Annotated in this window: 22 protein-coding genes and 2 riboswitches; of the genes, 12 read left to right on the top strand and 10 right to left on the bottom strand. The window is 41.5% G+C overall.

Annotated elements, in window-relative coordinates; translation table 11 throughout:
• Positions 1–5: 5 nt before the first annotated feature.
• On the bottom strand, positions 6–2,303 hold the full coding sequence (locus ACWF5P_RS07300; protein ID WP_260356847.1) for a ribonucleoside-diphosphate reductase subunit alpha: 2,298 nt from the start codon (positions 2,301–2,303) through the stop codon (positions 6–8).
• Between the two features lie 138 nt (positions 2,304–2,441).
• A riboswitch (cobalamin riboswitch) is annotated at positions 2,442–2,622 on the bottom strand.
• A 292-nt stretch (positions 2,623–2,914) separates the two neighbouring features.
• Between ACWF5P_RS07300 and ACWF5P_RS07295 the strand changes: the two genes are divergently transcribed.
• Positions 2,915–3,844: a manganese-dependent inorganic pyrophosphatase gene (locus ACWF5P_RS07295; RefSeq protein WP_101224252.1), complete on the top strand. Its 930-nt coding sequence runs from the start codon at positions 2,915–2,917 to the stop codon at positions 3,842–3,844.
• Positions 3,845–3,938: 94 nt separating this feature from the next.
• Here ACWF5P_RS07295 and ACWF5P_RS07290 read toward each other — a convergent pair whose 3' ends face one another.
• The 3 genes from ACWF5P_RS07290 to ACWF5P_RS07280 form a co-directional block, all read right to left on the bottom strand.
• Entirely contained in the window at positions 3,939–4,085 is a 147-nt protein-coding gene (locus ACWF5P_RS07290; protein WP_452444756.1) for a hypothetical protein, read from the bottom strand.
• An 85-nt stretch (positions 4,086–4,170) separates the two neighbouring features.
• Positions 4,171–5,628, bottom strand: a complete 1,458-nt coding sequence (locus ACWF5P_RS07285) for a SulP family inorganic anion transporter (RefSeq protein WP_434168779.1) — start codon at positions 5,626–5,628, stop codon at positions 4,171–4,173.
• Positions 5,629–6,725: 1,097 nt separating this feature from the next.
• Positions 6,726–6,815, bottom strand: a riboswitch (cyclic di-GMP riboswitch).
• Positions 6,816–7,071: 256 nt separating this feature from the next.
• Positions 7,072–8,283 carry an MFS transporter gene (locus tag ACWF5P_RS07280; protein ID WP_101224249.1) on the bottom strand — a complete coding sequence of 404 codons (1,212 nt, stop codon included), beginning with the start codon at positions 8,281–8,283 and terminating at the stop codon, positions 7,072–7,074.
• 199 nt (positions 8,284–8,482) lie between these two features.
• Between ACWF5P_RS07280 and ACWF5P_RS07275 the strand changes: the two genes are divergently transcribed.
• Both ACWF5P_RS07275 and ACWF5P_RS07270 read left to right on the top strand, forming a co-directional pair.
• Positions 8,483–9,790 carry a citrate:proton symporter gene (locus ACWF5P_RS07275; RefSeq protein ID WP_434168780.1) on the top strand — a complete coding sequence of 436 codons (1,308 nt, stop codon included), beginning with the start codon at positions 8,483–8,485 and terminating at the stop codon, positions 9,788–9,790.
• A 169-nt stretch (positions 9,791–9,959) separates the two neighbouring features.
• Entirely contained in the window at positions 9,960–10,592 is a 633-nt protein-coding gene (locus tag ACWF5P_RS07270) for a superoxide dismutase family protein (RefSeq protein ID WP_101224247.1), read from the top strand.
• Between the two features lie 310 nt (positions 10,593–10,902).
• Here the strand turns inward: ACWF5P_RS07270 and trhO are convergent, their stop codons facing one another.
• On the bottom strand, positions 10,903–11,868 hold the full coding sequence (trhO, locus tag ACWF5P_RS07265) for an oxygen-dependent tRNA uridine(34) hydroxylase TrhO (RefSeq protein WP_434168782.1): 966 nt from the start codon (positions 11,866–11,868) through the stop codon (positions 10,903–10,905).
• A 141-nt stretch (positions 11,869–12,009) separates the two neighbouring features.
• Between trhO and ACWF5P_RS07260 the strand changes: the two genes are divergently transcribed.
• The 3 genes from ACWF5P_RS07260 to ACWF5P_RS07250 all read left to right on the top strand — a co-directional run bounded on the left by ACWF5P_RS07260 (position 12,010) and on the right by ACWF5P_RS07250 (position 13,716).
• Complete coding sequence (locus ACWF5P_RS07260; RefSeq protein WP_434168783.1) at positions 12,010–13,026, top strand: nitronate monooxygenase; 1,017 nt, start codon at positions 12,010–12,012, stop codon at positions 13,024–13,026.
• A gap of 17 nt (positions 13,027–13,043) precedes the next feature.
• Positions 13,044–13,499, top strand: a complete 456-nt coding sequence (locus ACWF5P_RS07255; RefSeq protein WP_434169619.1) for a GNAT family N-acetyltransferase — start codon at positions 13,044–13,046, stop codon at positions 13,497–13,499.
• 73 nt (positions 13,500–13,572) lie between these two features.
• Positions 13,573–13,716, top strand: a complete 144-nt coding sequence (locus tag ACWF5P_RS07250; RefSeq protein ID WP_157831096.1) for a hypothetical protein — start codon at positions 13,573–13,575, stop codon at positions 13,714–13,716.
• Between the two features lie 46 nt (positions 13,717–13,762).
• On the opposite strand, the gene ACWF5P_RS07245 is transcribed toward ACWF5P_RS07250, so the two are convergent.
• Positions 13,763–14,341, bottom strand: a complete 579-nt coding sequence (locus ACWF5P_RS07245) for a GNAT family N-acetyltransferase (RefSeq protein ID WP_434168784.1) — start codon at positions 14,339–14,341, stop codon at positions 13,763–13,765.
• 103 nt (positions 14,342–14,444) lie between these two features.
• Here ACWF5P_RS07245 and pdxR point away from each other — a divergent pair, with 103 nt between their 5' ends.
• Positions 14,445–15,836 (top strand): MocR-like pyridoxine biosynthesis transcription factor PdxR, encoded by a 1,392-nt coding sequence (pdxR, locus tag ACWF5P_RS07240; RefSeq protein WP_434168785.1) that lies wholly within the window; start codon positions 14,445–14,447, stop codon positions 15,834–15,836.
• A gap of 33 nt (positions 15,837–15,869) precedes the next feature.
• On the opposite strand, the gene ACWF5P_RS07235 is transcribed toward pdxR, so the two are convergent.
• A complete protein-coding gene (locus tag ACWF5P_RS07235; protein ID WP_034314851.1) occupies positions 15,870–16,289 on the bottom strand; it encodes a MarR family winged helix-turn-helix transcriptional regulator in 420 nt (139 codons plus the stop codon).
• A gap of 648 nt (positions 16,290–16,937) precedes the next feature.
• The gene (locus tag ACWF5P_RS07230) at positions 16,938–17,141 is read right to left on the bottom strand and encodes a hypothetical protein (RefSeq protein ID WP_101224447.1); all 204 of its coding nucleotides are present in this window, start codon (positions 17,139–17,141) and stop codon (positions 16,938–16,940) included.
• Between the two features lie 128 nt (positions 17,142–17,269).
• Here ACWF5P_RS07230 and ytvI point away from each other — a divergent pair, with 128 nt between their 5' ends.
• Complete coding sequence (gene ytvI / locus ACWF5P_RS07225) at positions 17,270–18,313, top strand: sporulation integral membrane protein YtvI (protein ID WP_434168786.1); 1,044 nt, start codon at positions 17,270–17,272, stop codon at positions 18,311–18,313.
• Between the two features lie 345 nt (positions 18,314–18,658).
• Here ytvI and ACWF5P_RS07220 read toward each other — a convergent pair whose 3' ends face one another.
• The gene (locus ACWF5P_RS07220) at positions 18,659–20,011 is read right to left on the bottom strand and encodes a CNNM domain-containing protein (protein WP_434168787.1); all 1,353 of its coding nucleotides are present in this window, start codon (positions 20,009–20,011) and stop codon (positions 18,659–18,661) included.
• Positions 20,012–20,625: 614 nt separating this feature from the next.
• On the opposite strand from ACWF5P_RS07220, the gene ACWF5P_RS07215 reads away from it, so the two are divergent.
• The 4 genes from ACWF5P_RS07215 to ACWF5P_RS07200 all read left to right on the top strand — a co-directional run bounded on the left by ACWF5P_RS07215 (position 20,626) and on the right by ACWF5P_RS07200 (position 23,055).
• Positions 20,626–21,198, top strand: coding sequence for a YitT family protein (locus ACWF5P_RS07215; RefSeq protein WP_311735918.1), 573 nt, complete (start codon positions 20,626–20,628; stop codon positions 21,196–21,198).
• A gap of 94 nt (positions 21,199–21,292) precedes the next feature.
• The gene (locus ACWF5P_RS07210; RefSeq protein WP_101224241.1) at positions 21,293–22,006 is read left to right on the top strand and encodes a FixH family protein; all 714 of its coding nucleotides are present in this window, start codon (positions 21,293–21,295) and stop codon (positions 22,004–22,006) included.
• A gap of 91 nt (positions 22,007–22,097) precedes the next feature.
• A complete protein-coding gene (locus tag ACWF5P_RS07205; protein WP_157831095.1) occupies positions 22,098–22,262 on the top strand; it encodes a hypothetical protein in 165 nt (54 codons plus the stop codon).
• Between the two features lie 163 nt (positions 22,263–22,425).
• The gene (locus tag ACWF5P_RS07200; RefSeq protein ID WP_434169620.1) at positions 22,426–23,055 is read left to right on the top strand and encodes a VTT domain-containing protein; all 630 of its coding nucleotides are present in this window, start codon (positions 22,426–22,428) and stop codon (positions 23,053–23,055) included.
• A gap of 54 nt (positions 23,056–23,109) precedes the next feature.
• Here ACWF5P_RS07200 and ACWF5P_RS07195 read toward each other — a convergent pair whose 3' ends face one another.
• Positions 23,110–24,441: a hemolysin family protein gene (locus ACWF5P_RS07195; protein ID WP_101224240.1), complete on the bottom strand. Its 1,332-nt coding sequence runs from the start codon at positions 24,439–24,441 to the stop codon at positions 23,110–23,112.
• Positions 24,442–24,608: the final 167 nt, after the last annotated feature.

The following is a 24,608-nucleotide window of genomic DNA, read 5'->3' as shown; positions in this document are numbered from 1 at the left end:
TGTCGTTAACTTGAACAGCTTTCGCAGGCATTGTCATATTCGGAAGAAGTCGAACGAACATAATACGTTGATTTCAACCCGCTTTCCCATGCCGTTAAATGTATATCCAACAGGACCTTCGCTTTGATTGTATTGTGTACATACAGATTAAAGCTGATTGCTTGGTCAATATGGCGTTGTCGAGCTGCATTTTGCCTGATGCTTTCCAGTTGGTCCAAATTGAATCGCGTCTTTTTATAATATTCATACGTATTTGGCGTCAAGCCTGGTGCGGTCACCTTGAATTTGAAGTTTTTCTTTTCTTCGTAAAATTCAATTTCATACAAAGGGTCGATGCCATCCGTGGAATTACCGATTTTGGCTGTCGATGAATTGGGGGCAATCGCCATTAAATATCCATTACGGGTTCCGTGTTCCTGTACGTCTGCTTTTAAATCCATCCATTTTTGATCTGTATAGTCACGCAGTTCGAAATAGTCCCCTGTATGCCAATCAGATCCTTCAAAATATGGGTATGATCCTTTTTCCTTGGCCAATTCGTTGGATGCCTTGATTGTTAAGTAAGCGATCTTTTCGTATAAAGCATCGGCATATTGAACAGCCTCATCGGATTCCCAATAAATATTCTGTGTGGCAAGTAAATGATGCCATCCAAACGTTCCTAAACCAATTGCCCGGTAACGTTTGTTCGAGATGGATGCTTGTTTGACAGGAAGATTATTCACATCAATGACATTGTCCAGCATACGGATCTGAATGGGAATCAATCTTTCCAAAACATCGCTGCCCACCGCCCGTGGCAAGTTAATGGATGAAAGGTTGCAGACAACGAAATCGCCGCTTTTACGAACCACAACAACATCTCCATCTTCTGTTTCATATTCATCCGTGATCGTCGAAGGGCTTAGGTTTTGGGCAATCTCCGTACAAAGGTTGGAACAATAAATCATACCTTTATGTTTATTGGGATTCTTCCGATTCACTTCATCGCGGTAGAACATATACGGTACGCCTTCTTCTAATTGAGAAATCATGATGCTTTTCATGATGTCCATCGCATTGATTTTTTCAAAGCTGTAGTTTGGAAGCGTGCCATTTTCTGCGGCCTCGACAGCAAGTGCATAATGTTTCCTGAAGCTTCCTTCGCCTTTCTTCTCGTCATAAAGATCTTCAAGTGAAAATCCAAGGGTTTGCTTAACGGTATGCGGATCGAAAAGATACCATTCTTTTCTGTCGCGTACAGCCTCCATGAATAAATCCGGTATGCAAACGCCTGTAAATATATCATGGGCTTTTAATCTGTCATCCCCGTTTTGTGTCTTCAAATCGAGGAAGCTCATGATATCTTTATGCCAGGCATCCAAGTAAATCGCGATGGCACCTTTACGTTGCCCCAATTGATCGACACTTACAGCTGTCTGGTTGAATAGTCGAATCCAGGGAGTCGTGCCGGAACTATTTCCAGAGAAACCCCGGATATCAGAACCAAGCGAGCGAACCTTACCAACGTAAAGGCCGACACCGCCGCCGAATTTAGATACTTTTGCTGCATCGTAGTTTGATAGATAGATGCCATCAATGGAATCTTCAATCGCGTCGATAAAGCAAGAGCTTAACTGTCCATGTGTTTTCCCAGCATTGGAGAGTGTAGGAGTCGCAACGGTCATATAAAGGTTGGACATGGCCCAGTATGCTTCTTTTATAAGTTGCAGGCGGTGCTCCGTTTTTTCCATTCGCATGATTTCCATCGCGATGATCATGAAACGTTCTTGCGGCAGTTCGTAGACCTTGTCCTTTTTTGGGCGGGCCAGATAGCGGTCGTTCAATAAGTAGATGCCTATGTATGAGAATAATTTATCTTTTTCCGGGTCGATCACCGAGCCCAATTCCTCAATTTCCGCTTTTGTATATGAAGATAGCAGTTCTGGCTTGTAAATTGGATAACGCTGACCTTCCGAAAGCTGGGAGAGTTCTGTGATCAGCTCATAGAATGGGCCATAACTCTTGCCTGCATAACCTCGATTGGCTTGTGCATCCCTATACATTGTATTCAACAGTTCTGCTGCAGCAACGAATGTCCAATCCGGAGCATCGATATCCACACCCTCAAGAGCGAGCTGAATCAGTTTTTTTGATGCCTGTTCTTCGGTTGAGTCACTTTTGCGATCAAGCCATTTTGTAAAACGCTTTTTGAACTTTTCCATATCGAGACGGCCTTCGAATTCCTTCGATAACATCTCAAGCTGGATGGATTTCTTTTCTGTTTCATTTTCACTTATGGTAGAGTTATATGTTTGAGTCATTAATAATCCTCCTTGTTAACTTCCGCTAAAATAAAAAAACCGCCCAAAGAATTGAGCGGATCAAACGATAGAATAAAAGAGCCATGAAAAAATAGCCGTTATACTATCGTTTCATCATCTCAATCCCCGAAGAATAAGAAACGTCAAAAATTCAAGGCAGGTCTCCTGACTCATGATCATCCTACTTTGAGTCCTTCCCGTATAGAGAGCTATACAGTGGGTTTCTCATTTCGTCACATTTACAGTTGCGGGGACAGTTCCGGGTTTACACCGGATTCCCTTTTCAGCCATCACTGGCACCTTGGATTATAAAAATTCTATATATAGTTATTGGTATAGATTATGTAATCAATATCTAGTATTTCTGCTTATATTATCGTAAGCCATATACGATGATAATTCAACTAATATATTTGAAAAAAACCAACCCTTATCTATTGACAAAGTGATGGCAGAGGGTGAAGGAATGAAAGATTTTATTGGGGAATGGATAATTCAAGCGCTGATTTTACGGGATTTTGTGTTAAAATAAAGTGTCTAGTAAAGGTGGCTCTCCCTTATTGCGGTGAGGGGATTCGCGGAAAAATATTTATGAAAAAGGGGATAAAATCTTGGAAAAAGTATTAGTTTTTGGACATAAAAACCCGGATACAGACACAATCTGTTCAGCAATCGCTTATGCAGATCTGAAAAAGCAGTTAGGTATCAACGCTGAACCAGTTCGTCTGGGTGAAGTGAATGGTGAAACTCAATATGCATTGGACCAATTCAAATTCGATGCTCCCCGTCTTGTGGAAAAAGTTGCAGGGGAAGCTGATGGCGTAATCTTGGTCGATCATAACGAACGCCAGCAAAGTGCTGAAGATATTGACCAAGTCCGTGTGTTGGAAGTTATCGACCACCACCGTATCGCTAACTTCGAAACGAGCGATCCTTTATATTACCGTGCGGAACCAGTTGGCTGTACGGCAACCATTTTAAATAAAATTTATAAAGAAAACGGCATTGAAGTTCCTAAAGCAATCGCAGGTCTTATGCTGTCTGCCATCATTTCCGATTCTTTATTGTTCAAATCACCTACATGCACGGAGCAAGACGTTGCAGCAGCTATGGAATTGGCTGCCATTGCGGGAGTCGACGCTGAAACATATGGCTTGGAAATGTTGAAGGCGGGAGCTGACTTGAGCGACAAAACGATCGCCCAGCTCATCACACTTGATGCAAAGGAATTTTCCATGGGATTGGCTAAAGTGGAGATTGCACAAGTAAATGCTGTGGATCCAAACGAAGTCCTTGCTAAGCAAGCTGAATTGGAAGCGGCGATTGAAGCGGTAATCGCTGTCAAGGAATTGGACTTATTCCTATTCGTCGTAACGGATATCTTGACTAATGATTCTGTTGCCTTGGCTCTTGGTAAAGCGGCTTATGCAGTGGAAAAAGCATACGACGTTTCATTAAACAACAACATCGCCGTCTTAGAAGGCGTTGTATCGCGTAAAAAACAAATCGTTCCGGTCTTAACGGACGTATTCAGCAAGTAATAAAGGAAAAGGGATGCTCATTATTTGGGCATCCATTTATTGTACATGCAAAAAAAGACTCAACCATCCATTAAGGATGTTTGAGTCTTTTTTCTTAATTCAAGGCTTCCTTTTCTTTTTCATAGGCGATGACAATCAATTCTTTATTGGCTTCCTCGCCTAGTTTGCTTTCAAAGCTTTTCAGTTCATTCAATAAAACCGGTGACAGATTTGCTGCTGTATAATCCTGCTCGGGTGTCATGCTTTTCGCTCCTTTCAAAAGGAATTGATTCATGTTATCTATTTTGTCGGTTTGAAAAGTTTCTATTCAGCAGAATGTTACTTCTTCAAGATATTTTACTTTCTGAGGTGGCGAGTTTTTCAAGCAATGACGAACTTTCTTCATCGAGCCCTTGGACTTGGACAGGTATTCCCAGAAGCTGATATTTAAGGATAACCGTATCAACAGCACCGACTGCTGAAGCATCCCAGATCTTGGAATGGGAGAAGTCGATGACGATTGCATCGGCTTTTTCCTTGAAGTCAAACTTCGAAACAAAGTCCTGGACAGAAGCAAAAAATATTTGTCCGCTGATACGATAAGTGATTTTCTTAGCCTGGATATCTTCCGTTTTCTCTGCTGCCACTTTAGAAATTTTAGCCGAGAAGAAAATCATGCTCAAAAGCACTCCGGCAAATACGCCTTTTGATAAGTCATGTGTATAAAGAACAATAAGGACCGTCACGATCATCACGGCTGCATCCGACTTAGGAGTTTTAGTGAGCCTCTTTAGGGAAGACCAGTCAAATGTCCCGATTGAAACCATGATCATGACCGCGACAAGTGCAGCCATCGGTATTTTAATAAGGACATCATTCAATACCACGATTAATATCATAAGGAATGCTCCCGCTACAAATGTCGAGAGCCGGCCCCTTCCACCTGATTTAATGTTGATACCGGATTGGCCAATCATCGCACATCCTGCCATGCCTCCAAAACATCCGGCGATTATATTCGAAATCCCCTGGCCTTTGGCTTCCCTATTTTTATTACTATCCGTGTCAGTCATCTCATCGACAATTTGAGCTGTCAATAACGATTCAAGCAGCCCAACAAACGCAAGGGCAATGGAATAAGGGAAAATGATCGCCAAAGTTTCGAAGGTCAAAGGGATGTCTGGAAGCATGAACATCGGGAGCGCTTCGGTCAATTGCCCCATATCCCCAACTGTCCGCACCGTAGCCCCTGTGGTAACTGCAACGACCGTCATGAATATGATGGCGACAAGTGGTGAAGGTATGACTTTCGTGACCAGCGGAAAAAGATAAATGATTGCTAATGAAACGGCTGTCATGACATACATAATCCACGTTTCGCCCACGAAATGGGTAAGCTGTGCCGTGAAAATCAAGATGGCTAAAGAATTCACAAAACCAGTCATGACCGGTTTCGGGATAAACTTCATTAATTTCCCGATTTTTAAGACCCCTAGTAAAATTTGCAGCAAACCAGTCAATATTGTTGCAGCAAGTAAATAGTTCAAGCCATGATCTTTAACAAGGTCGACCATGACGAGTGCCATTGCGCCAGTGGCAGCCGATATCATTCCCGGCCTCCCGCCGACGAAAGAGATGACAATGGCAATGCAGAATGAGGCATATAGACCAACCATTGGGTCAACGCCAGCAATGATCGAAAAGGCAATCGCCTCCGGAATCAATGCCAGGGCAACGACAATTCCCGATAGGACATCTCCTCTAACGTTGCCGAACCATTCCTGTTTGTATGCAGATGTATTCAAAGAAACACTCCTTCTTTCTTTTTTATATATGTGTGTGTTAATTTCATTTTTAACGCACTAAATTATAGCATGAGTCCTTCTTTCTATCTATACGGATAATTAAACGACAAATCGAGGGTTATTCATTTCTAATTGAATGAAGGTAAAATGCCTAAAGCGGGAAGAATTGATACAAAAGGTGCTTGAGCCATCTTGTAAGGGAACCAAGGCTGAAGAAGCCTCGATTCATCTATAGGATGAATCGGAAAACTGTCTATTGACCTTCGGTAGGGTCTCGAAAAAATGAATGACTAAAAGGGATGATATGAAGATTACCGGTTGAGGGGCAAATAAACTCGTACCTTCGTATTGGGAGGGATATATCATTATCTTATAACAGCCGATTATATATGGAGGTAGGCCGTACCACTAGAAAGCTGGATCATTTAGTATGTTTGCATACAGGGCATGCAAGTAATAATGTCAATCGAAATGGATTTCCGAAAAAATGGCTTGGCCATTTTTGACGTAATGGGCTCCTACACGCTTTGCCCCAACGATTGGAACCGGTTCATGACAGTCCAGACATGGGCTTTAGAAGGTAGTGAAACGCGGTAGAATCTAATGATTTCTTATAAACCACATGATGATTTATCAATCGAGCCAGTTATAGGCCGACCGTACATTTACTATTCATATAATGAAAAATGATAGTGCTTTAACTGTGTCAGTATAATTGGGCATGAGGTAATTGAGTGTTTTTTACCGGAACTATATATTCCTTTTTTTATACAAGGAAGTGGTGAGGGTTAAAAAGTAAGGAACCCCATACCATTGTTAAGGGGCTAACCATTATCAATGCTGGATTTACATTTAGGACATGTCACTTCTTTATAATGCTTGAACCTGATCTTTCGAAGGTCGCTTCTGGACAACATTGCGAATACATTATATCTTGTGCCGCATGCACAAGTATTTTTATCTTTAACTATGTGTCTCTCATCCGTAGTAGCTGAATAAATGGTTGGAAAGAACATATATAACCCTCCTTGTTTTAATTTTAGGCAAATTAAAAAGGGGCAAGAAATTGATAATAAAGTGATCCATTCAAGAAAAATCTTGGCAGCCCGGCTGCCATGACAACTAGTTGTTGGTTTAGGCCCGTGGCTTTGCGTCTTTTACTTTCATAAAATTTGCCTATAATAATCATAACATAAAACCTAATGTGTGATGAAGTGCAGTGCAGTAAAAATACTTATCAGTTTATGGGTGGGACCTAAGGTTGGATGGAGTTTACGGATAGGCATGAACGTTACCGGTTTCAAATTTTCAACTCACTGACTGTATCGGAATACGACCGAAACGAGATTCAGTTCCAAAAGTATCCAGCACTACAGCTGTATGAGCATTAAACATGAGAAAGCCTGCTTCCATCTGGAAGCAGGCTTTCTTGCCAAAGTGTGATTAATGTGATCTGGCCAACTCCGGATTGCGGTGCATCGCGAAATAGAGGACAAGTCCGGCAATGAGGAGTAAAGTGCTGGTCGTTATGAAAACGGCGGAGAATCCGTAGAAACCAGCAACCATTCCGCCCATAGCGGGTCCGATGATATTGCCTAAAAAGCGCAGGCTCGTATTGTACCCAAGCACTTCCCCCTGCATTGCGACAGGCGCTTCTTGGCGAATGTAGGCAATCCTTACAGGGATGATGCCGCCTATTGCCATGCCTAGTATGAAACGTACAAAAACAAGCTGCCAAAAATGATTGATGAAGGCACCGGGCAAATAGACAAGAGCTGTCAGAAAAAGAAGCAGCACAAGAATCTTCACATGACCATGCCGATCACCTATCTTGCCCCAGTGACGCGCCATCAATAAATTCCCCAGGCCTGCTGCAGAAAAGGCGATTCCTGAATAAAATCCGAGATTGGAAGTTCCATGCAGCTCGCCAACGTATAAAGAAAGAATGGGCTGGATGCTGAAGTGGGCAACTTGGACAAGTGTCGAAATGAGCATGACATTCACTAAGATGGGGTTCCTTAAGATATGCGAAAGAACCTCCCTGCTTGTATAGCTCGACTTCGTTCCCTTCTGCTGTTCCATTATGTACTCCTTGGTTGCAAAAACAAGAAGTCCAGAGATGAAAATGGTGATGGAGGTGAATTTAAAGGCGGTTGAATAGCCGAGTGTGTCTGCAAGCACGCCGCCAAGCAATGGTCCGAAAAGGGAACCGGTTATATTTCCCGTTTGTAAGGTTCCAAGTACACGTCCGGCAATTTCTTTTGGTGTCTGCGTTGATATGAAGGCCTGTGACATGGAAATGAAGCCAGTGAATATTCCTGTGAACATCCTTAAGACGAATAGCTGCCAAACATTTTCGACGAATCCCATCAGGAAGATGGACAGACCCATCCCAAAGGCGCAGGCAATCAGGATTTTCTTTCTGCCATACCGGTCACCAATCCGTCCCCAAATGGGGGAAAATAAAAAGGCTGTCACGAAAGTGATTCCAAAAGTCCATCCGGACCAATGCTGGATATATTGAGTCGAGTAATCTCCGAATGTACCAATGTATAAGGATATGAATGGAAGAACCATCGTCATGCTCCCGCCTATGAAGAAATTGGCGAACCACATGATGAAAAGATTCCGTTTAGCTATTTTATGAGCGTTCATTTTACATACAACACTTCTTTCCTCCGAAAAAACTTCGGGTTCCTAAATAATAGTATACAGAATTTAACTAATTTATTAAACGAATTTGTTTTACTGGTTTTTTAATGAATGTGCAAATGTTATAATGTGAAAATATTGATTTTTCAGAAAAATTAAAAATCTAAAGGTTCTCATATTTTCAATTAAAGGAGTTTTTAACATGTTAACGATTTTAGGATTTTGCATGATTTTAACGTTTCTTGTCTTAGTCATCACAAAGCGCTTATCAGTGGTTGTAGCTTTTATCTTCACGGCGATAGCCTTTGGTCTGATTGGTGGGTTCGCTTCGGAAATGGGAGATATGATGGTTGCCGGTATTTTAAAGGTGACACCAACAGCAGTCATGATCGTTTTTGCTATTCTATACTTTGGTTTAATGATTGACGTTGGTTTATTCGAGCCCATGATCGCTAAAATACTGAGTTTTGTAAAAGGAGACCCGCTAAAGGTTGTCATGGCAACCGCCATAATAACCATTTTGGTAGGTTTGGACGGAGACGGATCTTCTACATTCATGATCACCGTTTCAGCCATGCTGCCGCTTTATATCAAATTAGGGATGAACAGGCTCGTATTGGCCTGTGTCGTTGGTTTAGCCGCTGGTGTCATGAATATGATCCCTTGGGGAGGTCCTTTGGTCAGGGCGGCCGCGAGCCTTCAGGTTGAAGTATCGGAGTTATTCATTCCTCTCATACCAGTCATGATCTGCGGTCTTTTATGGACGCTTTTTTCGGCATATGTGCTTGGCAAAAAGGAAAGGGAGAGATTGGGAGTCAGCTCCCTGGAAACGAACATGCAACCTGGTATGAGCGAACAGGCTGCAGCTGTTGAAACCGCACCTCAAGGAACATCCAAGCTTTTTTGGTTTAATTGGTTCTTGACGATTTTACTGATGGTTTTGCTGGTGATGGAAGTGCTGCCGATACAAATCTTATTTGCCTCCGCTTTTGCGATTGCACTATTCGTTAACTTTCCGAACCCAAAAGAACAGCAGGAAAGACTTTTAAGTCATGCCAATAGTTTTGTGATGATCTGTACACTCATTTTCGCTGCAGGGATTTTTACGGGTGTATTCACAGAAACAAAGATGATGGACTCGATGGCTGCTTCAATCGTTACCGTAATTCCGGAGTGGCTCGGGGCACATTTGCCACTGGTGGTAGCGCTGACAAGCATTCCGATGGGGTTCATTTTTTCACCTGATGCCTATTACTTTGGCATTCTGCCAATAATAAGTGAAACGGCATCGAACTTCGGTATTGCTCCTGTAGAGATCGGAAGGGCGGCTTTATTAGGTCATTCGACCGCAGGGTTCCCCTTATCGCCATTGGTGCCTGCAACATTCATATTGATTGGCCTTGTAGGCGTGGATTTTGGGGATCACCAAAAATTCCTGTTTAAATGGGCGTTTGGGACAACCATCATCATGACGATTGCAGCCATTGCTTTCGGGGTCATCACTTTGTAAAATATGAGCCCATTAAGCTATATTGTAAAATCCTTGTCTGTGAATTTAGTAAGGTGTTCACTCTCACTGGTGTAATCTATTTTCCTATTTATCCCGCTTTCTGTTTATTCTTCCATAATAGTGGAAAGTAATAAGAGGAAATACATATAAGAGAGTGAGGGAATTTATCATGAATTATAAACAAAAACTTATACTGCCTATGTGTACTGCCTTTTTACTGTATGGATGTAATTCAGCGGATGATTCAAATCAGGCCGATAATAATGCCGAGGACATGACTACAGTGGGACAAGGAACAGATGCAGAGGTTGATCCGCAGGTGAAAGCGGAAGTTAAAGATGTTGAAGGTAATACACTTGGGACGGTGAACTTTACCGCTGAAGAGAATTCTGTAGTGATCGAGACCGCTTTGGAGGGCCTTGAGCCAGGCTATCATGGATTTCATGTTCACGAAAACGCAGCATGTGAGGCGGATGCCAAGGATGGCCCTTTCACTACAGCTGGAGGACACTTCAATCCAACTGACGAAACGCATTCTAAGCATGCAGGTGATATGCCTCCTTTATATGTAAAAGAAGATGGGACAGCAAAATATACGGCAACATTGGATAACATGACAATAGACCAACTGAAGAAAGAAGAGCTGGCTGTAATCGTTCATGCGAATCCAGACAACTTTGCCAATATTCCTGACCGCTATGAAGCCAATGGAGAAAAAGGACCGGATGCAGATACTTTGAAAACTGGTGATGCAGGCGATAGGCAAGCTTGCGGGATTGTTGTAAGTGCAGAGGCAAAATAAAATTAATGAAGTAAGAGCGATTCCTCTAAAGAGGAATCGCTCTTTTCATGAAGGTAGGACTGCAGACAGCTAAAATCTAAAAGCTGAAACCATTCTTTTTACGAATTAAGAAGGTTTTTTCTATTGTGATATAGAAGTAAGAATGTAAGTAATATTGCAAAAGAAGCAGTAGTATTAAAAAAGATCATAGTTAATTCTTGCAGTGGAATGAAGTCCAAGACATAGGTTTAATATAGGAAAATAAGGTTTGGTTTGAATCGATAAAAAAACCCGAACAGGGATCTTGTCCACTGATTCGGGTTTGCTAAAATTATTTTGCCGTAATGGAATTATCGATTAGCTGTAATCTCTCAGCCACTTCTTCTTCAGAAAGGTTATGCTCGACTACATAGCGATTACGCGGATGCACTCGGCATTCATGGGTACAGCTGCGCATATGTTTGTGTTCGTTCTCTTCGCTGCAAAGGATTTTCTTGTTGCATTCAGGATTAGCGCAATTGACATAGCGTTCACAAGGTTCGCCGGAATAAATATCGCGTCCGACAATGACATGTTCCTTTTGATTGATAGGTACGGCAATCCTTTCATCGAAAACATACATTTGGCCATCCCATAGTTCACCTTGGACTTCGGGATCCTTCCCGTATGTTGCGATGCCGCCATGCAGCTGGCTTACATCTTCAAAGCCTTCTTCGACAAGCCAGCCGGAGAATTTCTCACAGCGGATACCGCCCGTGCAATACGTTAGGATTTTTTTGCCTTCGAACATTTCTTTATTTTCCCGTACCCATTCCGGAAGTTCACGGAAATTCGTGATTTCTGGCTTGATTGCACCCCTGAAATGTCCTAAATCAAATTCATAGTCATTTCTGGCATCAAGGACGATGGTGTTTTCATCTTGCATTTGCTCGAAGAACTCCTTCGGGCTCAAGTATTTGCCAGTCGTCTGGTTCGGGTTGATGTCGTCTTCCAAGCGAAGCGTTACAAGTTCATTGCGTGGACGAACATGCATTTTTTTGAAAGCATGGCCTTCAGCTTCATCTATTTTAAACACGATATCGGCAAAGCGGGGATCGCTTTTCATCATGTCCATATATTTGTCGGTTTGTTCGATCGTACCTGAAACTGTTCCGTTGATACCTTCTGAAGCCACCAAGATACGGCCTTTCAATTCAAGGGCTTTACATGCCGCAAGATGCTCGACTGCGAATTCTTCGTGATTCTCGATAGGTACATACAAATAATAAAGTAATACTCTATATGGTTTTGTTTCCATTTTTTATTTACCACCTATGTTTTATATTTGCAAGATATAAAGGGTGATCATTTAGACACTTTTCTCTTACAGATAATCATTATACCAAGAAAACGTAAAAATGATAAGGGCATGAAGAAAAATCAAGAGGAGTTGTATGGAATGTTGAAAGAGTTAATTAGATATCCAATCATTCAGGCACCGATGGCAGGAGGAGCTTCCACTCCGAAGCTTGCGGCTTCAGTATCCAATGCAGGAGGATTGGGCTTTCTCGCAGCTGGCTATAAGACTGCGGAAGAGATGAAGGACGAGATAGGGCAGACCCGTCAGTTGACTGAGCGCCCTTTTGGCGTGAATGTATTTGTGCCAGGCAACGAGGCGGTGGATGAAAATATATTATCTGGCTATCGTGAAAAGATCGAGAAAGAGGCCGAGAGCGTTGGGGCTGAGATTGGAAAAGCCGATAGTGATGACGATGATTGGGGAAATAAACTACATGTATTGAAGGAGGCTGGGGTCGCTGTCGTCAGTTTTACGTTTGGTTGTCCAACGGAAGATGTAATAAGGGAGCTCCAAGAGGCCGGTTCCCTTATAGCCGTGACAGTAACCAACCTTCAGGAAGCAAAAAAGGCGGCGGGAGCAGGCGCCGATGTTCTATGTGTACAGGGGTTTGAAGCAGGGGGGCACCGGGCCAGCTTTGATAACCGCACAGAAGATGATTATGGTCTTTTAGTATTGATACGGATGATAAAAGATGAACTGGACTTACCGATCATTGCCGCGGGCGGACTGATGCATGGAAAGGATATCGCGGCCGTGCTCGAAGCGGGAGCAACAGCGGCGCAATTGGGAACCGCTTTCCTTCGCTGTCCCGAAAGCGGGGCAAGTCCGGTCCATAAGGCGGCGCTGGGAAATCCACGATTTACTCAAACCTCTATTACCCGAGCCTTCAGCGGCCGGAGGGCACGCGGGTTGGTGAATCACTTTATAACGGAATATGATAGCGTTGCACCCGTCGCCTATCCTTTTGTCCATCACATGACAAAACAAATGCGAAAAGCGGCTGGACAAAAAAACAATCCTGAATTGATGGCTTTGTGGGCAGGACAGGGATATAAGTTGAGCAGGGAACTTCCTGCATCGGAATTGGTTGAACTTCTTGTAGAAGAATTAAACTGAGAAGGGTTTGGATGATGATGGAGATAAGGGAATTATTCAAGGATGAGCCACCCCCGATGCATTTATTGCTTTTGGCAGATCCTTCAAGGGAATTGGTCGAGGAATATTTGGGGAGCGGAACGTGCTTTGTTGCCGTGAGTGATAAGCGAATGATCGGTGTTTATGTTTTACTGCAAAAAGGCCCGGAACTGATAGAGATAATGAACATCGCAGTCGATGAACGGCACCATGGAAGGGGAATCGGCAGGCAATTGATTGAACATGCCAAAGGCCATGCAAGGGAACAGGGATATAAAATGATTGAAATCGGAACGGGGAATTCGGGGATAGGGCAGCTTGCCCTTTACCAAAAATGCGGTTTTAGAATCGCTGGGGTCGATCGGGATTTTTTTAATAGAAACTATTCCGAGGCCATTTATGAAAATGGGATTAAGTGCCAGGATATGATTCGCTTGTCACAAAGCTTAGACTAAGCAATGATCATCCAGTTTGACGGAAATGCTTTACAGACAAAAGTGCGCGTCGCATTGCTTAGGGGGAATGAACTTGTTCTTTGGTGATATGATTTATCTTCTTTTTGCTTTACTTATGCCGTTTTTATTTGCGATTGGCGTTTTCATATTCATTCGATCAACGAAAAGGCAAAAGGATTCTTTATCGAAAATTCGTAAAGACTCAGATGAAAAATAGCGCAAGAGAAAAAGAGTGCAAAACAACGGCACTCTTTTTCTCATTTTCACCTTTCCAAAAAAGCTTCCAAATTCCTTTTCACACTGGGCCATTCATGCTCAAGAATACTATAGACCACCGTGTTCCTGATCCTCCCATCTTGCAGTTTTTTCTCCATCCTCAAAATGCCTTCTTCAAGGGCGCCGAGCCTGGTTATTGCTGCACGCGATCTTTTGTTGCATTCGTCAGTCCTGAATTCAACCCGTTTCATTTGCCACTTTTCAAAAGCATGCTGCAATAGCAGGTACTTACATTCTGTGTTAATGGCTGTTCGCCATTTGTCGGGATGATACCAAGTCGCGCCGATTTCCAGGGATTGATTATGAAAGTGAATATTTCTTAAGCTCGTGCTGCCGACTATCGAATCATCAGTCCGATCGATAACGATAAATGGATGATGAAGTTCCTGTTCCCTTGCTCGAATGCCTTCCTTTACATAAGAGATCGCCTCTTCATATGACAAAATTTTTGTTGCACTCCATTCCCATATTTCAGATGGCAGGGAAGCGGCGTAAAGTGGTTCGATATGACGTTCCAGCATCGGGGTGAGTATCACATGTTTCCCGTATAATTCGATATGCTCCATAGTTTCCTCCTCTTGATTGATATCTTCATTATAAAAATATTCTGGTTCTGCAATAAGGACCAATGCTGATATAATTTATGGAACCAGTTTGAAGGAGGACCAAATGTTTGAAATCACTCTAACCTTAGATAAAACGAATAAAGAAGCTTTATATGTCCAATTGTATAAATACTTTATAAAGGAAATCCAGAATGGGCAAATCCAGGCCGGAATGAAACTGCCTTCTAAACGAAAACTAGCCTGGCATTTAGGGATAGGCCTGAATACAGTGGATACGGCTTATCAGCAGTTGATGGCAGAAGGATATGTGGAAAGTCAATTAAGGAAAGGTTATTACGTAGCCGATTTAGAACCGATCTCAGCTATGAATGAGCCGTTGCCTGTAACAGAAGGGATGATGTGTCCTCCGAATGAAGGAAATGAGATAGATTACAACCATGGCCGGGTGGACGTGGATTCTTTCCCGCATGCCGTGTGGAAAAAATGCTTGAACAATACTTTGTATCTACAGGAAAGGGAAATGTTCATGAGCGGTGATCCTCAAGGGGAATGGGGGCTCAGGGCTGAGATTTCATCCTATCTATTTCAATCAAGAGGAGTTCGCTGCGGGGCTGATCAAATCATCATTGGAGCAGGTACCCAGTATTTCATCCATCAGCTGCGGTTACTTCTTGGAAATGAACGGGTATTTGGGTTGGAAGACCCTGGCTTTCATCGGGTAAGGGAGGTACTGAGGCTGGAGGGAGCGGATATGGCATACATACCCTTGGATGAAAGTGGAATGAGTGTGGACTCCTTGAAAGGGAGTGCAGCGAATGTTGCCTATGTCACTCCTTCCCATCAATTTCCTTCCGGTATGATCATGCCGATAACTAGACGGGTGGAATTGCTCAATTGGGCAGTGGAAAAAAAGGGTTATATTATTGAAGATGATTATGACGGGGAATTCCGACATGCTGGTAAACCGATTCCGTCCTTGCAGGGGTTGGACACCAATGGAAGGGTCATCTATTTAGGCACGTTTTCAAAGTCGCTCATCCCATCAATCAGGGTGGGATTTATGGTGTTACCCATGGAGTTGGCTTGCCGCTATCAGCAGAAGTTAATAGGATACAAACAGACCGTTTCCAGACTGATTCAGGAAACGCTCTGTCTTTTTATGAAAAATGGACATTGGGAACGCCATCTGAATAAAATGCGAACGATTTATCGAAAAAAGAATAAGGTGCTGCTGAATGCTATTGAAGAGAGCTTCCATGATCGTGTAGCCGTAATCGGTGAAAAGTCAGGCTTGCACGTTCTTTTAAAAGTGAAAAACGGCAGCAGTGAGGCAGAGCTCATTCAAAAGGCTGCCAGTGTGGGGGTTAAAGTCCACCCAACATCGGTTTATCATTCAAAGAATGTGAAAGATCCGACTATTTTGATTGGGTACGGTGGTTTAACCGAAAGGGAAATCGAAGCAGGAATCCGGCTTTTAAAAAAGGCATGGCTATAGCTTGGTGTGCAACAATGATATAAGATACCCATTTTAGTTTCTTATATTATTGAGGATTTTAAGGACCGTCTGGAAAAATACTTCCTGTTCTTCTTCTGTAATGCCTTCCAGGGCTTTCCCTTCGATTTTTTCGGCAATCTTAAGACATTTTGTATGTACCTCTTTGCCCCGGGGGGTCAATTCGATTCGTTTTTCCTGTTCATCTTTTCCAGGAACTTGTTTAATCATATTATTCTGTTCCATACTGTTGACCGAACGTGTGATGATAACACTATCTACATCCAAGTAACTGCAAATATCGGGGATTGTGGAATAGCCACAGTTCTTTAAGTAATTCAGGATTGTCCACTGATTATGGTAAATTTCAAGTGCTGTAATTTGTTCATTCATTTTGCTTACTAATGATCTCGATACTTGTAAATATTGATGAAATAATTGAGTAGGGTTCGTCATATGATTCTCCTTTATAATGGTCGACCAATCCATTATATTCTTTAATTCTTAAAAGTCTATTGTAAAGAATCATTTATTTCAGTCAATGTTTATTTTTGGAAGCAAAGCGGGAAAGGGAAAAACACTGGCAATATGAATGAATTGAGGGAAAGCTCAGTCTTCCCAAATCATCAAAAAACTACGGGGAAGCATAAGCACATTCACAAGAAGAACCTTAATATATGATGGGAGATATTTTAGACTATAGGAAATTCGAGTTTGCCAACAGTTTATTAATGGTTTTTCCATTTGGGCGTTTATTTCCGCACCAGGCACTCGCTTTCCTCGGCTTGCACCCCTTGGGCGCGCTTTTCCCGCAGGAGTCTCGACACCCGCTCCAATCAACTTTGTTATAACATTTAGTCAGAAACCATACCTGAGGAGTTGAAGGTGTGGCTTTGCGGGTCAGTTAGGCCCGGTACATCATTTAATTAAAAATACGTTTTCCGAACTCCTTTTGACTACTAACTGTAATATATGTTTTCCTTCAAATATTCTATTAGCAAGTACTAGTGGCGCAGAGAAAAGTCTATACGACACCTCACCTTGAAGCCTGAATTCAGTATATCCTGCAAACAAAACCCAGCCTCTAAAGTGGCTGGGTTTTGTTTAAAGCTTCTCGCTGGTGGAGCGGTGTTTTGTTTCTTTTTTATTTCTTTCTTCTTGTTGTTCATATTTAATTTCATCAATTGGTAAATCATCAATGGGCATGACCACTTGATCACGTTCCAGCTGTTTTTCCTGATTTTTCTTGAAGGCCTTGGATTTATCATTACGCTCCTCAAGATACTTTTCTTTATCTTTATTATCCAATGTCAATCCCTCCATCTCTTTGTATCTCTTTTTCCCCTTATTGAGAAAATAAAACGTATAAGCGAAATATATGTGATCCCATTTCATAAATATAAGGAGAACAGGAAAGTGCAAGGAGGGTTTGTTCAGTGAATTTCGCCGTCTTTTTTCGCTGGTTTTGGAGGGGGCTTCTCCTTTTAGTCATAGTAATCGTCATTCCCTATTCATGGGCTTTGATTTTAGCGTTGCTCACCGCCATTCTTTTGGATGGATTGGTCCGCATGATTGGTGAAACGGCAAAGCTGCATCGTTTTTGGGCAGTATTGATTTCATTTGTTTTATATGTAGGCGGGCTTATGAGCATCACTTATTTTTCCTTTTCGGTATTAATCAAGAAGGTCATTGTCTATTCGGAAGAATTTCCCGGTTTCATACGTGAAGTGTATTTGACGGCAATATTGCCAGTCATTAGGCAATGGGAAAGATATTCCCAAACTTTACCGCCAAATCTCATTCAATCAATAGAACAAACGATGGAAAAGGGAGTCATGGCTCTGGAGGGGTTCACAGAGGGCTTTGTTCAGGATATGGTTCAATTCGTTACACTCATTCCGGGATTTTTCATTGACTTTTTAATTTACTTAATCGCTTTATTCTTATTTAGTCTTGAATTGCCAAAGTTAAGAAAAAAGGCAGTCCTTTATTTGAAGGCATCCACCTATCAAAAGATTTCGCTAGTTTATCAAGATTTAAGTATGGCAGCCGTAGGCTTCATCAAGGCACAAATCACGTTGAGTTTAGTAACGTTCATCATGGCTTATGGAGGACTATGGTTGTTAGAAGTGAAGTATACGATTCCGTTGGCACTCTTAATAGTAGTTGTGGATATTCTTCCTATCTTGGGGACGGGATCTGTACTGGTTCCTTGGGCAGTTATCGTCTGGGCTCAAGGAAACCATCATCTAGGTATTGGCCTCATCATCCTATTCCTGGCCATTACCATCATAAGAAGGACAATCGAACCAAAAATCTATTCAGCAAATATGGGGTTGAGCCCATTGGCATCGTTGATCAGTCTTTACTTAGGGTTTAAGATGCTTGGCTTCATTGGGCTTTTCCTTGGACCTTCGATACTGATTGTTTATGATACGTTAAAGAGGGCAGGTGTCATCAAAACCAATTTCAAAATATGAAAGATTATTAGATGTTTTTTGCCTGATTTCTTAAATTTGACATATCTTTTACCGCTTTACCTTGACCGTTGCAATGATTGCAGTCCCGGGAAAAGAATTGCAGAAAACGGGTTTTCCCTTTCCCTTTGCAGTGCTGGCAAATGGTTATGAGTTTCATGATTCCTCACTCCTTCAAAAAGTATCGCTTTTTTAACAGTATGAAACAATTAAGGTAGAACTATACTTCATGTAATCATTCAATGTTAAAAGCAGCAGGTTTTATATAATATGTATTTATTTTATTTCATGTACCAGTTGAAAAAAATAACCCCCGATCCTATTGTCTTTTAGGAACGGGGGTTATTATCATGAAACGATTTCGGTTTGTGATATGATCGGGAATTCTTTTACTTCGCTTACGACTTTTACTTGTTTATATATTTCAATATAACGAATATGGTGATCTTCCATTTCCTTTATCTTAAAGTTATAAGGACCGTAAGTCAGAATATCACCTTGTTTGGCCTCGTAATTCTCGGTAAGGATCCATCCGCCCATCGTATCAATATCTTCATCATTGATATCCAATCCAAGTAAGTCATTCACTTCGCTGACCAATACCTTGGCATCGATGATGTAGTGATCTTCTTTTAATTTACGGACATCGGGCACTTCATCCAGGTCGAACTCATCGCGGATATCGCCAACGATTTCTTCAAGGATATCTTCAACGGTCACCAACCCTGACGTACCGCCGTATTCGTCCATGAGGATAGCCATGTGAATCCGTTCCTTTTGCATTTTTAAAAGTAAATCGTGAATGGGGATACTGTCAATGACACGGATGATCGGACGAACATATCGGTCGATCGTTGACGCAGCCTGATTGTTCTTATCTATCATTTCAGTGAATAGCTCTTTGATATTGACCATTCCGATAACATGATCCTTATCACCGTCAATGACAGGATATCGTGTAAAGTTCTCTTCCGCCATAACAGTGAAAAACTGCTGGATCGTATCTTCTTTGGATACCGTTGCAATTTCTGTACGTGGAACCATGATTTCTTTTGCAATCCGATCATCAAATTCAAAAATTTTATTCACATATTTAAACTCTGATTGGTTAATTTCGCCACTTTTGTAGCTTTCGGAAACAATGATACGCAGCTCTTCTTCTGTATGAGCCAAGTCATGTTCGGAAACTGCTTTTAATCCTAGCATTCTTGTAAGCGACCTTGCAGAGCCATTCAATACCCAAATGAAAGGATACATGACTTTGTTAAAGGCAATTAAAGGTTTCGAAACCAATAATGTTACTTGCTCCGCTTTTTGAATCGCCAATGTTTTCGGTGCCAATTCTCCAACAACGACATGTATGAACGTAATGAAAGAAAAGGCAATTGCAACTGAGAGTACATGTGAAGCCGACTCCGGAAGATTTAATTGATTTAAAAGTGGTCGCAAAATGTTTTCAACTGTCGGTTCCCCAAGGAATCCAAGCCCTAGAGCTGTAACGGTAATTCCGAGCTGACAAGTTGAGAGGTATTCATCCAGGTTGGAGATGACCTTCTTTGCTGAAATAGCATTCCTCGTTCCTTCTTCAATTAATTGATCGACCCTCGTGCTTCTCACTTTAACAATCGCAAACTCCGTAGCTACAAAAAATGCTGTTAAAGCAATTAAAATGGCAATAAGAACCAAGTTTATTATGTCCAAATAGTCTCCCTTAACTCGCCTTCGAGACGAATAAGGAGTACACCTCCTACATTTTTAAAATATACAAGTATATTTTTTTTCCATGCTGAATATTTTTGGGATTACTTCAAAATGGCTGTGGTAATAGATGTGCAGCCGCTTGAACTCCCATTTTTTTTAGTGATGAAGAGAATAATAGTATATGCCGATTAGCGATGCGTAGACGGGAAATAGAAGAATTTCTGTCTGAAGGAGTGCAGCCATTTTCCAAAAGGATGCACATATCCGTTACGCAAAGCAGCTTCCGTCCGTCAAAACGAACATTCTTTAATGCCCCATCAAATCACCTCATTCTAATTAATTTAAATACTTTCATTATAGAAAGAGTTAATCATTCAGTCAAACAGCTTACGGCACCTTAAATCCGGTAAATTGCTTGTAAAGGATCAGTTTGAGCTAATAATTAGCTGTTTTTGACTGTTTTCTCTACTTTATTGTAACATATTATAGAATATTCAGAAAACTAAGAGCCGTTTCATAAAAAGTTGGTCAGTTACATTATTTTTTTGATGGTACAAACATATTCTATAGAAACCAAGACAAGTTTTAACGGAAGATTAAAGGGGGTGGCAGCCATGAAAATCATGGAAAGGATGGCAGCGATCATTGCTGGCAGCATGCTGGTAGGTGTGGGAATCAATTTTTTTCTGATACCTTATCATTTATTGGATGGTGGCATGATAGGGATTGGGCTGATTTTTCATTACTATATAGGACTTCCTACCGGACTGGGTGTGATTTTGAGCAGCATTCCATTATATATATATGCTTGGTATTTTGAAAAAAAATTATTTCTGAACAGCTTGCATGGCTTGCTTTTTTCCTCTTTATGCATCGACATTTTTTCCGACGCTGTCACAGGATGGAGTCTTCCCATTTATGTAAGTGCGATAATCGGGGGAGGGTTGATTGGACTTGGAATCGGCTTGATGCTTCGGTATGGGACTTCTACAGGCGGAACGGATATGCTGGCACAGATCCTTTCTAGGAAAAGTGGACTCAATGTAGGGCTGCTGATTTTTTTCATTGATGGATGCGTATTGCTTTGCGGATTGAGCGTTGTGGGGACTTCAATCTTTTTATATTCATTTTTAACGATCATCGCAGTAGCCATGCTGACTTCAGTCACCGTGATGCGGACGATTTAGTTTTGATTTATGTATAAAAATCTGAAAAATGGAAAGGATGGGCAATATGAAAAGGACAGATTTTTAGTCTAATAAATAGTAAAGGGAAGTTCATATGAAAAAACTTTATATGTGTACTGCATTGTTAGTTATGCTAGCTGGGTGTCAAGAGGCTGAAATGCCAGAGGATAAAGAAGTGAACAGTGCTGTTCCAGAATCGATGGATGCATCAATTGTCATTAAAGGGAAAGTGGAGCCTGGAAAAGAAGTCATTCTTGAAACGACAGTGAAACAGGGAAGCCAATTGGTGAATGAAGCTGATGAGGTACTGTTTGAAGTGAGAAAGTCCGGACAGGATAAACGGGAAATGCTTGAAGCGAAGAATACTGGAAGTGGAATGTATCAAGTGATGCATACTTTTGAAGAACAAGGCAAATATATTGTAGTCTCCCATGTAACGGCTAAAGGCCTTCATGTAATGCCTGAAAAAGAAGTTGTCGTTCCTGAACATGAAAGTGAAGGTGCATCGGTTCATCCTAGTACGGATGTATCCATCGAGTTTCAAAGTAACCCAGTAAAGGCAGGAAAAAGTTCAAACTTTGAAGCGACCGTTGAATTGAATGGGAAACCACTGACAAATGCAGATGTGAATTTCGAGGTCTGGAAGGAAGGCAGCGAAGAGAGTCATTTCACCAAAGCTGAAGAAGATGGAAATGGAACATATCTAAATAAGGTATCTTTCGAAGAATCGGGAACCTATAAGGTGCAGGTACATGTTGAAAAAGACGAAGTGCACGAACATCAACTGCAAACGATTCAAGTCAATTGATTGTTTTTTGATCCCATCGTTTAAACAGGTTTCATCTCTTCGTTAAATGGGAAGTTAAAGGATAACGCTACAGCAGAAAGGGAGGGTAAGCATGAATAATCAAAAAATCAACAAGTATAAAAATCTCGGGATTCATATCGAAAAAACGAAATCACGCCAGGAGATTTTCACTAATGTTTCACAAAATGATTCATCCTTACTCACCACAGCTGTTTTTTCTCAATTTTCCCAAAAACGGGAGCTAAAAGAATATTGATGCAAAGAGACCGGAGTACATATCAGCTGGTCTTTTTTTTGTGCATTCCAAAATGTGATGTATTGTGAAGCTGGTATGAAAAATCGAATAGAACCTCATGAGCTGAAATAGGATAGAAGGACAAACAATTTGAAATTAGCGGTAAGGGGAGTCCGATAGCATGATATCACAGCTTATTATGACGATATTGAATTGGTTTGCGGAAATGGGGTATATGGGGATTTTATTGGGGCTGATGGTTGAAATCATCCCGAGTGAGCTTGTTCTCGGATACGGTGGTTATGTCGTCGGCCTGGGGAAAATGAATTTTTGGGGAGCTGTTCTTGCAGGAGTGGCAGGCGGGACGATGGCACAGCTATTTCTCTATTGGGCTGGTTATTATGGAGGACGGCCCTTTCTCTTGAAGTATGGAAAATATATATTAATTAAAGAAAATCATATTATACATGCTGAGGAATGGTTTCAAAGGTATGGCGTAGGCGTGATTTTTACGGCTCGGTTCATTCCAGTGGTTCGCCATGCCATTTCCATCCCTGCCGGAATTGCGAGGATGTCCGTATGGAAGTTTATATTTTATACGGTTGCGGCTGTCATACCTTGGACCATCTTGTTTCTGACCTTAGGGCGGATCCTCGGCGAGAATTGGCAGCAAATCCGGGAAATAACGGAACCTTATCTCATTCCGGCTGCTGGTTTTTCCTTTATCTTTATCATGCTGTATATTCTATGGAAAAAAAAGAGTACACCTCCAATCGTAACGGTCAAAAAAATGGGACGGTTTCCCGATAAATGAACAATCGAAAAAACAGCCACGTAAAATCACCTTTTACGTGGCTGTTTTTAATCATTATCCTTGGGTAAGGTCTTCTTCCAGAGGAAGCTGAACGACCTTTTTTGTCACCTCGATAGAACGAATGGCGTGATCTTCCATTTCAATCACTTTAAAGCAGAAGCCGTCTTTTTCCATGATGTCCCCTACCTTCACATCATAATTTTCAGTAAGGACCCATCCGCCTATCGTATCGACATCATCTTCTTCTAAGTGAATGCCAAGTAAATCATTCACTTCCTTTACAAGAAGTTTAGAATCTAAAATATAATGGCCATCTTTAATTTTCCTGATCGAGGCAACTTCATCGATATCGAATTCATCACGAATTTCGCCAACGATTTCCTCGAGGATATCCTCGACTGTGACAAGTCCGGAAGTCCCGCCGTATTCATCCATCAAAATAGCCATATGAATGCGTTCTTTTTGCATTTTTAACAGCAAATCGTGAATCGGGATATTTTCCATTACCCGAATGATCGGACGAGCGTAATTTTCTATCGCTTTGATATGGATTTCCCGATTCTTTATAAGATCCGAGAAAACTTCCTTTAAGTTCACTAAGCCGATGACATGGTCTTTATCACCTTCGACAACAGGATATCGAGTGTATTTTTCCAATTTGGCGACATCGACGAATTCCTGAACCGTATCATCTTTGGATATGGTCATGATTTCCGTCCTAGGAACCATGATTTCTTTGGCAACACGATCATCGAATTCAAAGATGTTGTTTACATATTTAAATTCCGACTGGTTGATCTCTCCGCTTTTATAGCTATCTGATAGGATGAAACGCAATTCTTCTTCCGTATGGGCTATTTCGCTTTCGGATGCTGGCTTGAAGCCAAATAAACCGACAACTAATCGGGAAGAATGATTCAAGGCCCAGATGAAGGGAAAGGCTATCTTATGGAAAAATATCAGCGGGCTGGCAATTGCCAAGGCCACTTGCTCAGCCTTTTGGATGGCAACCGTCTTTGGAGCCAATTCACCTACAACCACATTCAGGAACGTAATCAGGGAAAATGAAATGACGAATGTCAGAATGCTTGTGACTTCTTGAGGGAAATTCAAGGCATTGAATAATGGACCAACCAATTTTAGGACGGTCGGCTGTCCAAGCCACCCCAATCCAAGGGCAGTAACGGTAATACCAAGCTGTGTCGCGGATAGGTACTCATCAAGATCGGATGTAACCTTCTTAGCCGCAATGGCTTTTTTATTTCCCTCTTCAATCAATTGATCGATCCTGGAGCTGCGGACCCTTATGATCGAAAATTCAGAAGCTACAAAAAAGGCCGTTAAAGCGATTAAAATAATGACGAATAAAAAACTTAATATGTCCAATTAGTGTGGGACTTAATTGAATCGCAAAACGATTTAATTATCCCAGTCACCTCCCAAAACCAATAATGAATGAAATGATATTTAGTGTATAAAATGTTAGATGAAAAATAAGTCTTGTCTATCTTGTATGAAAATTATGCTGGTTTATATTTTCAATCTATAGGATC

Source organism: Peribacillus sp. NPDC055009 (assembly GCF_053608705.1).
This window is presented reverse-complemented; position numbering and strand designations above follow the sequence as displayed.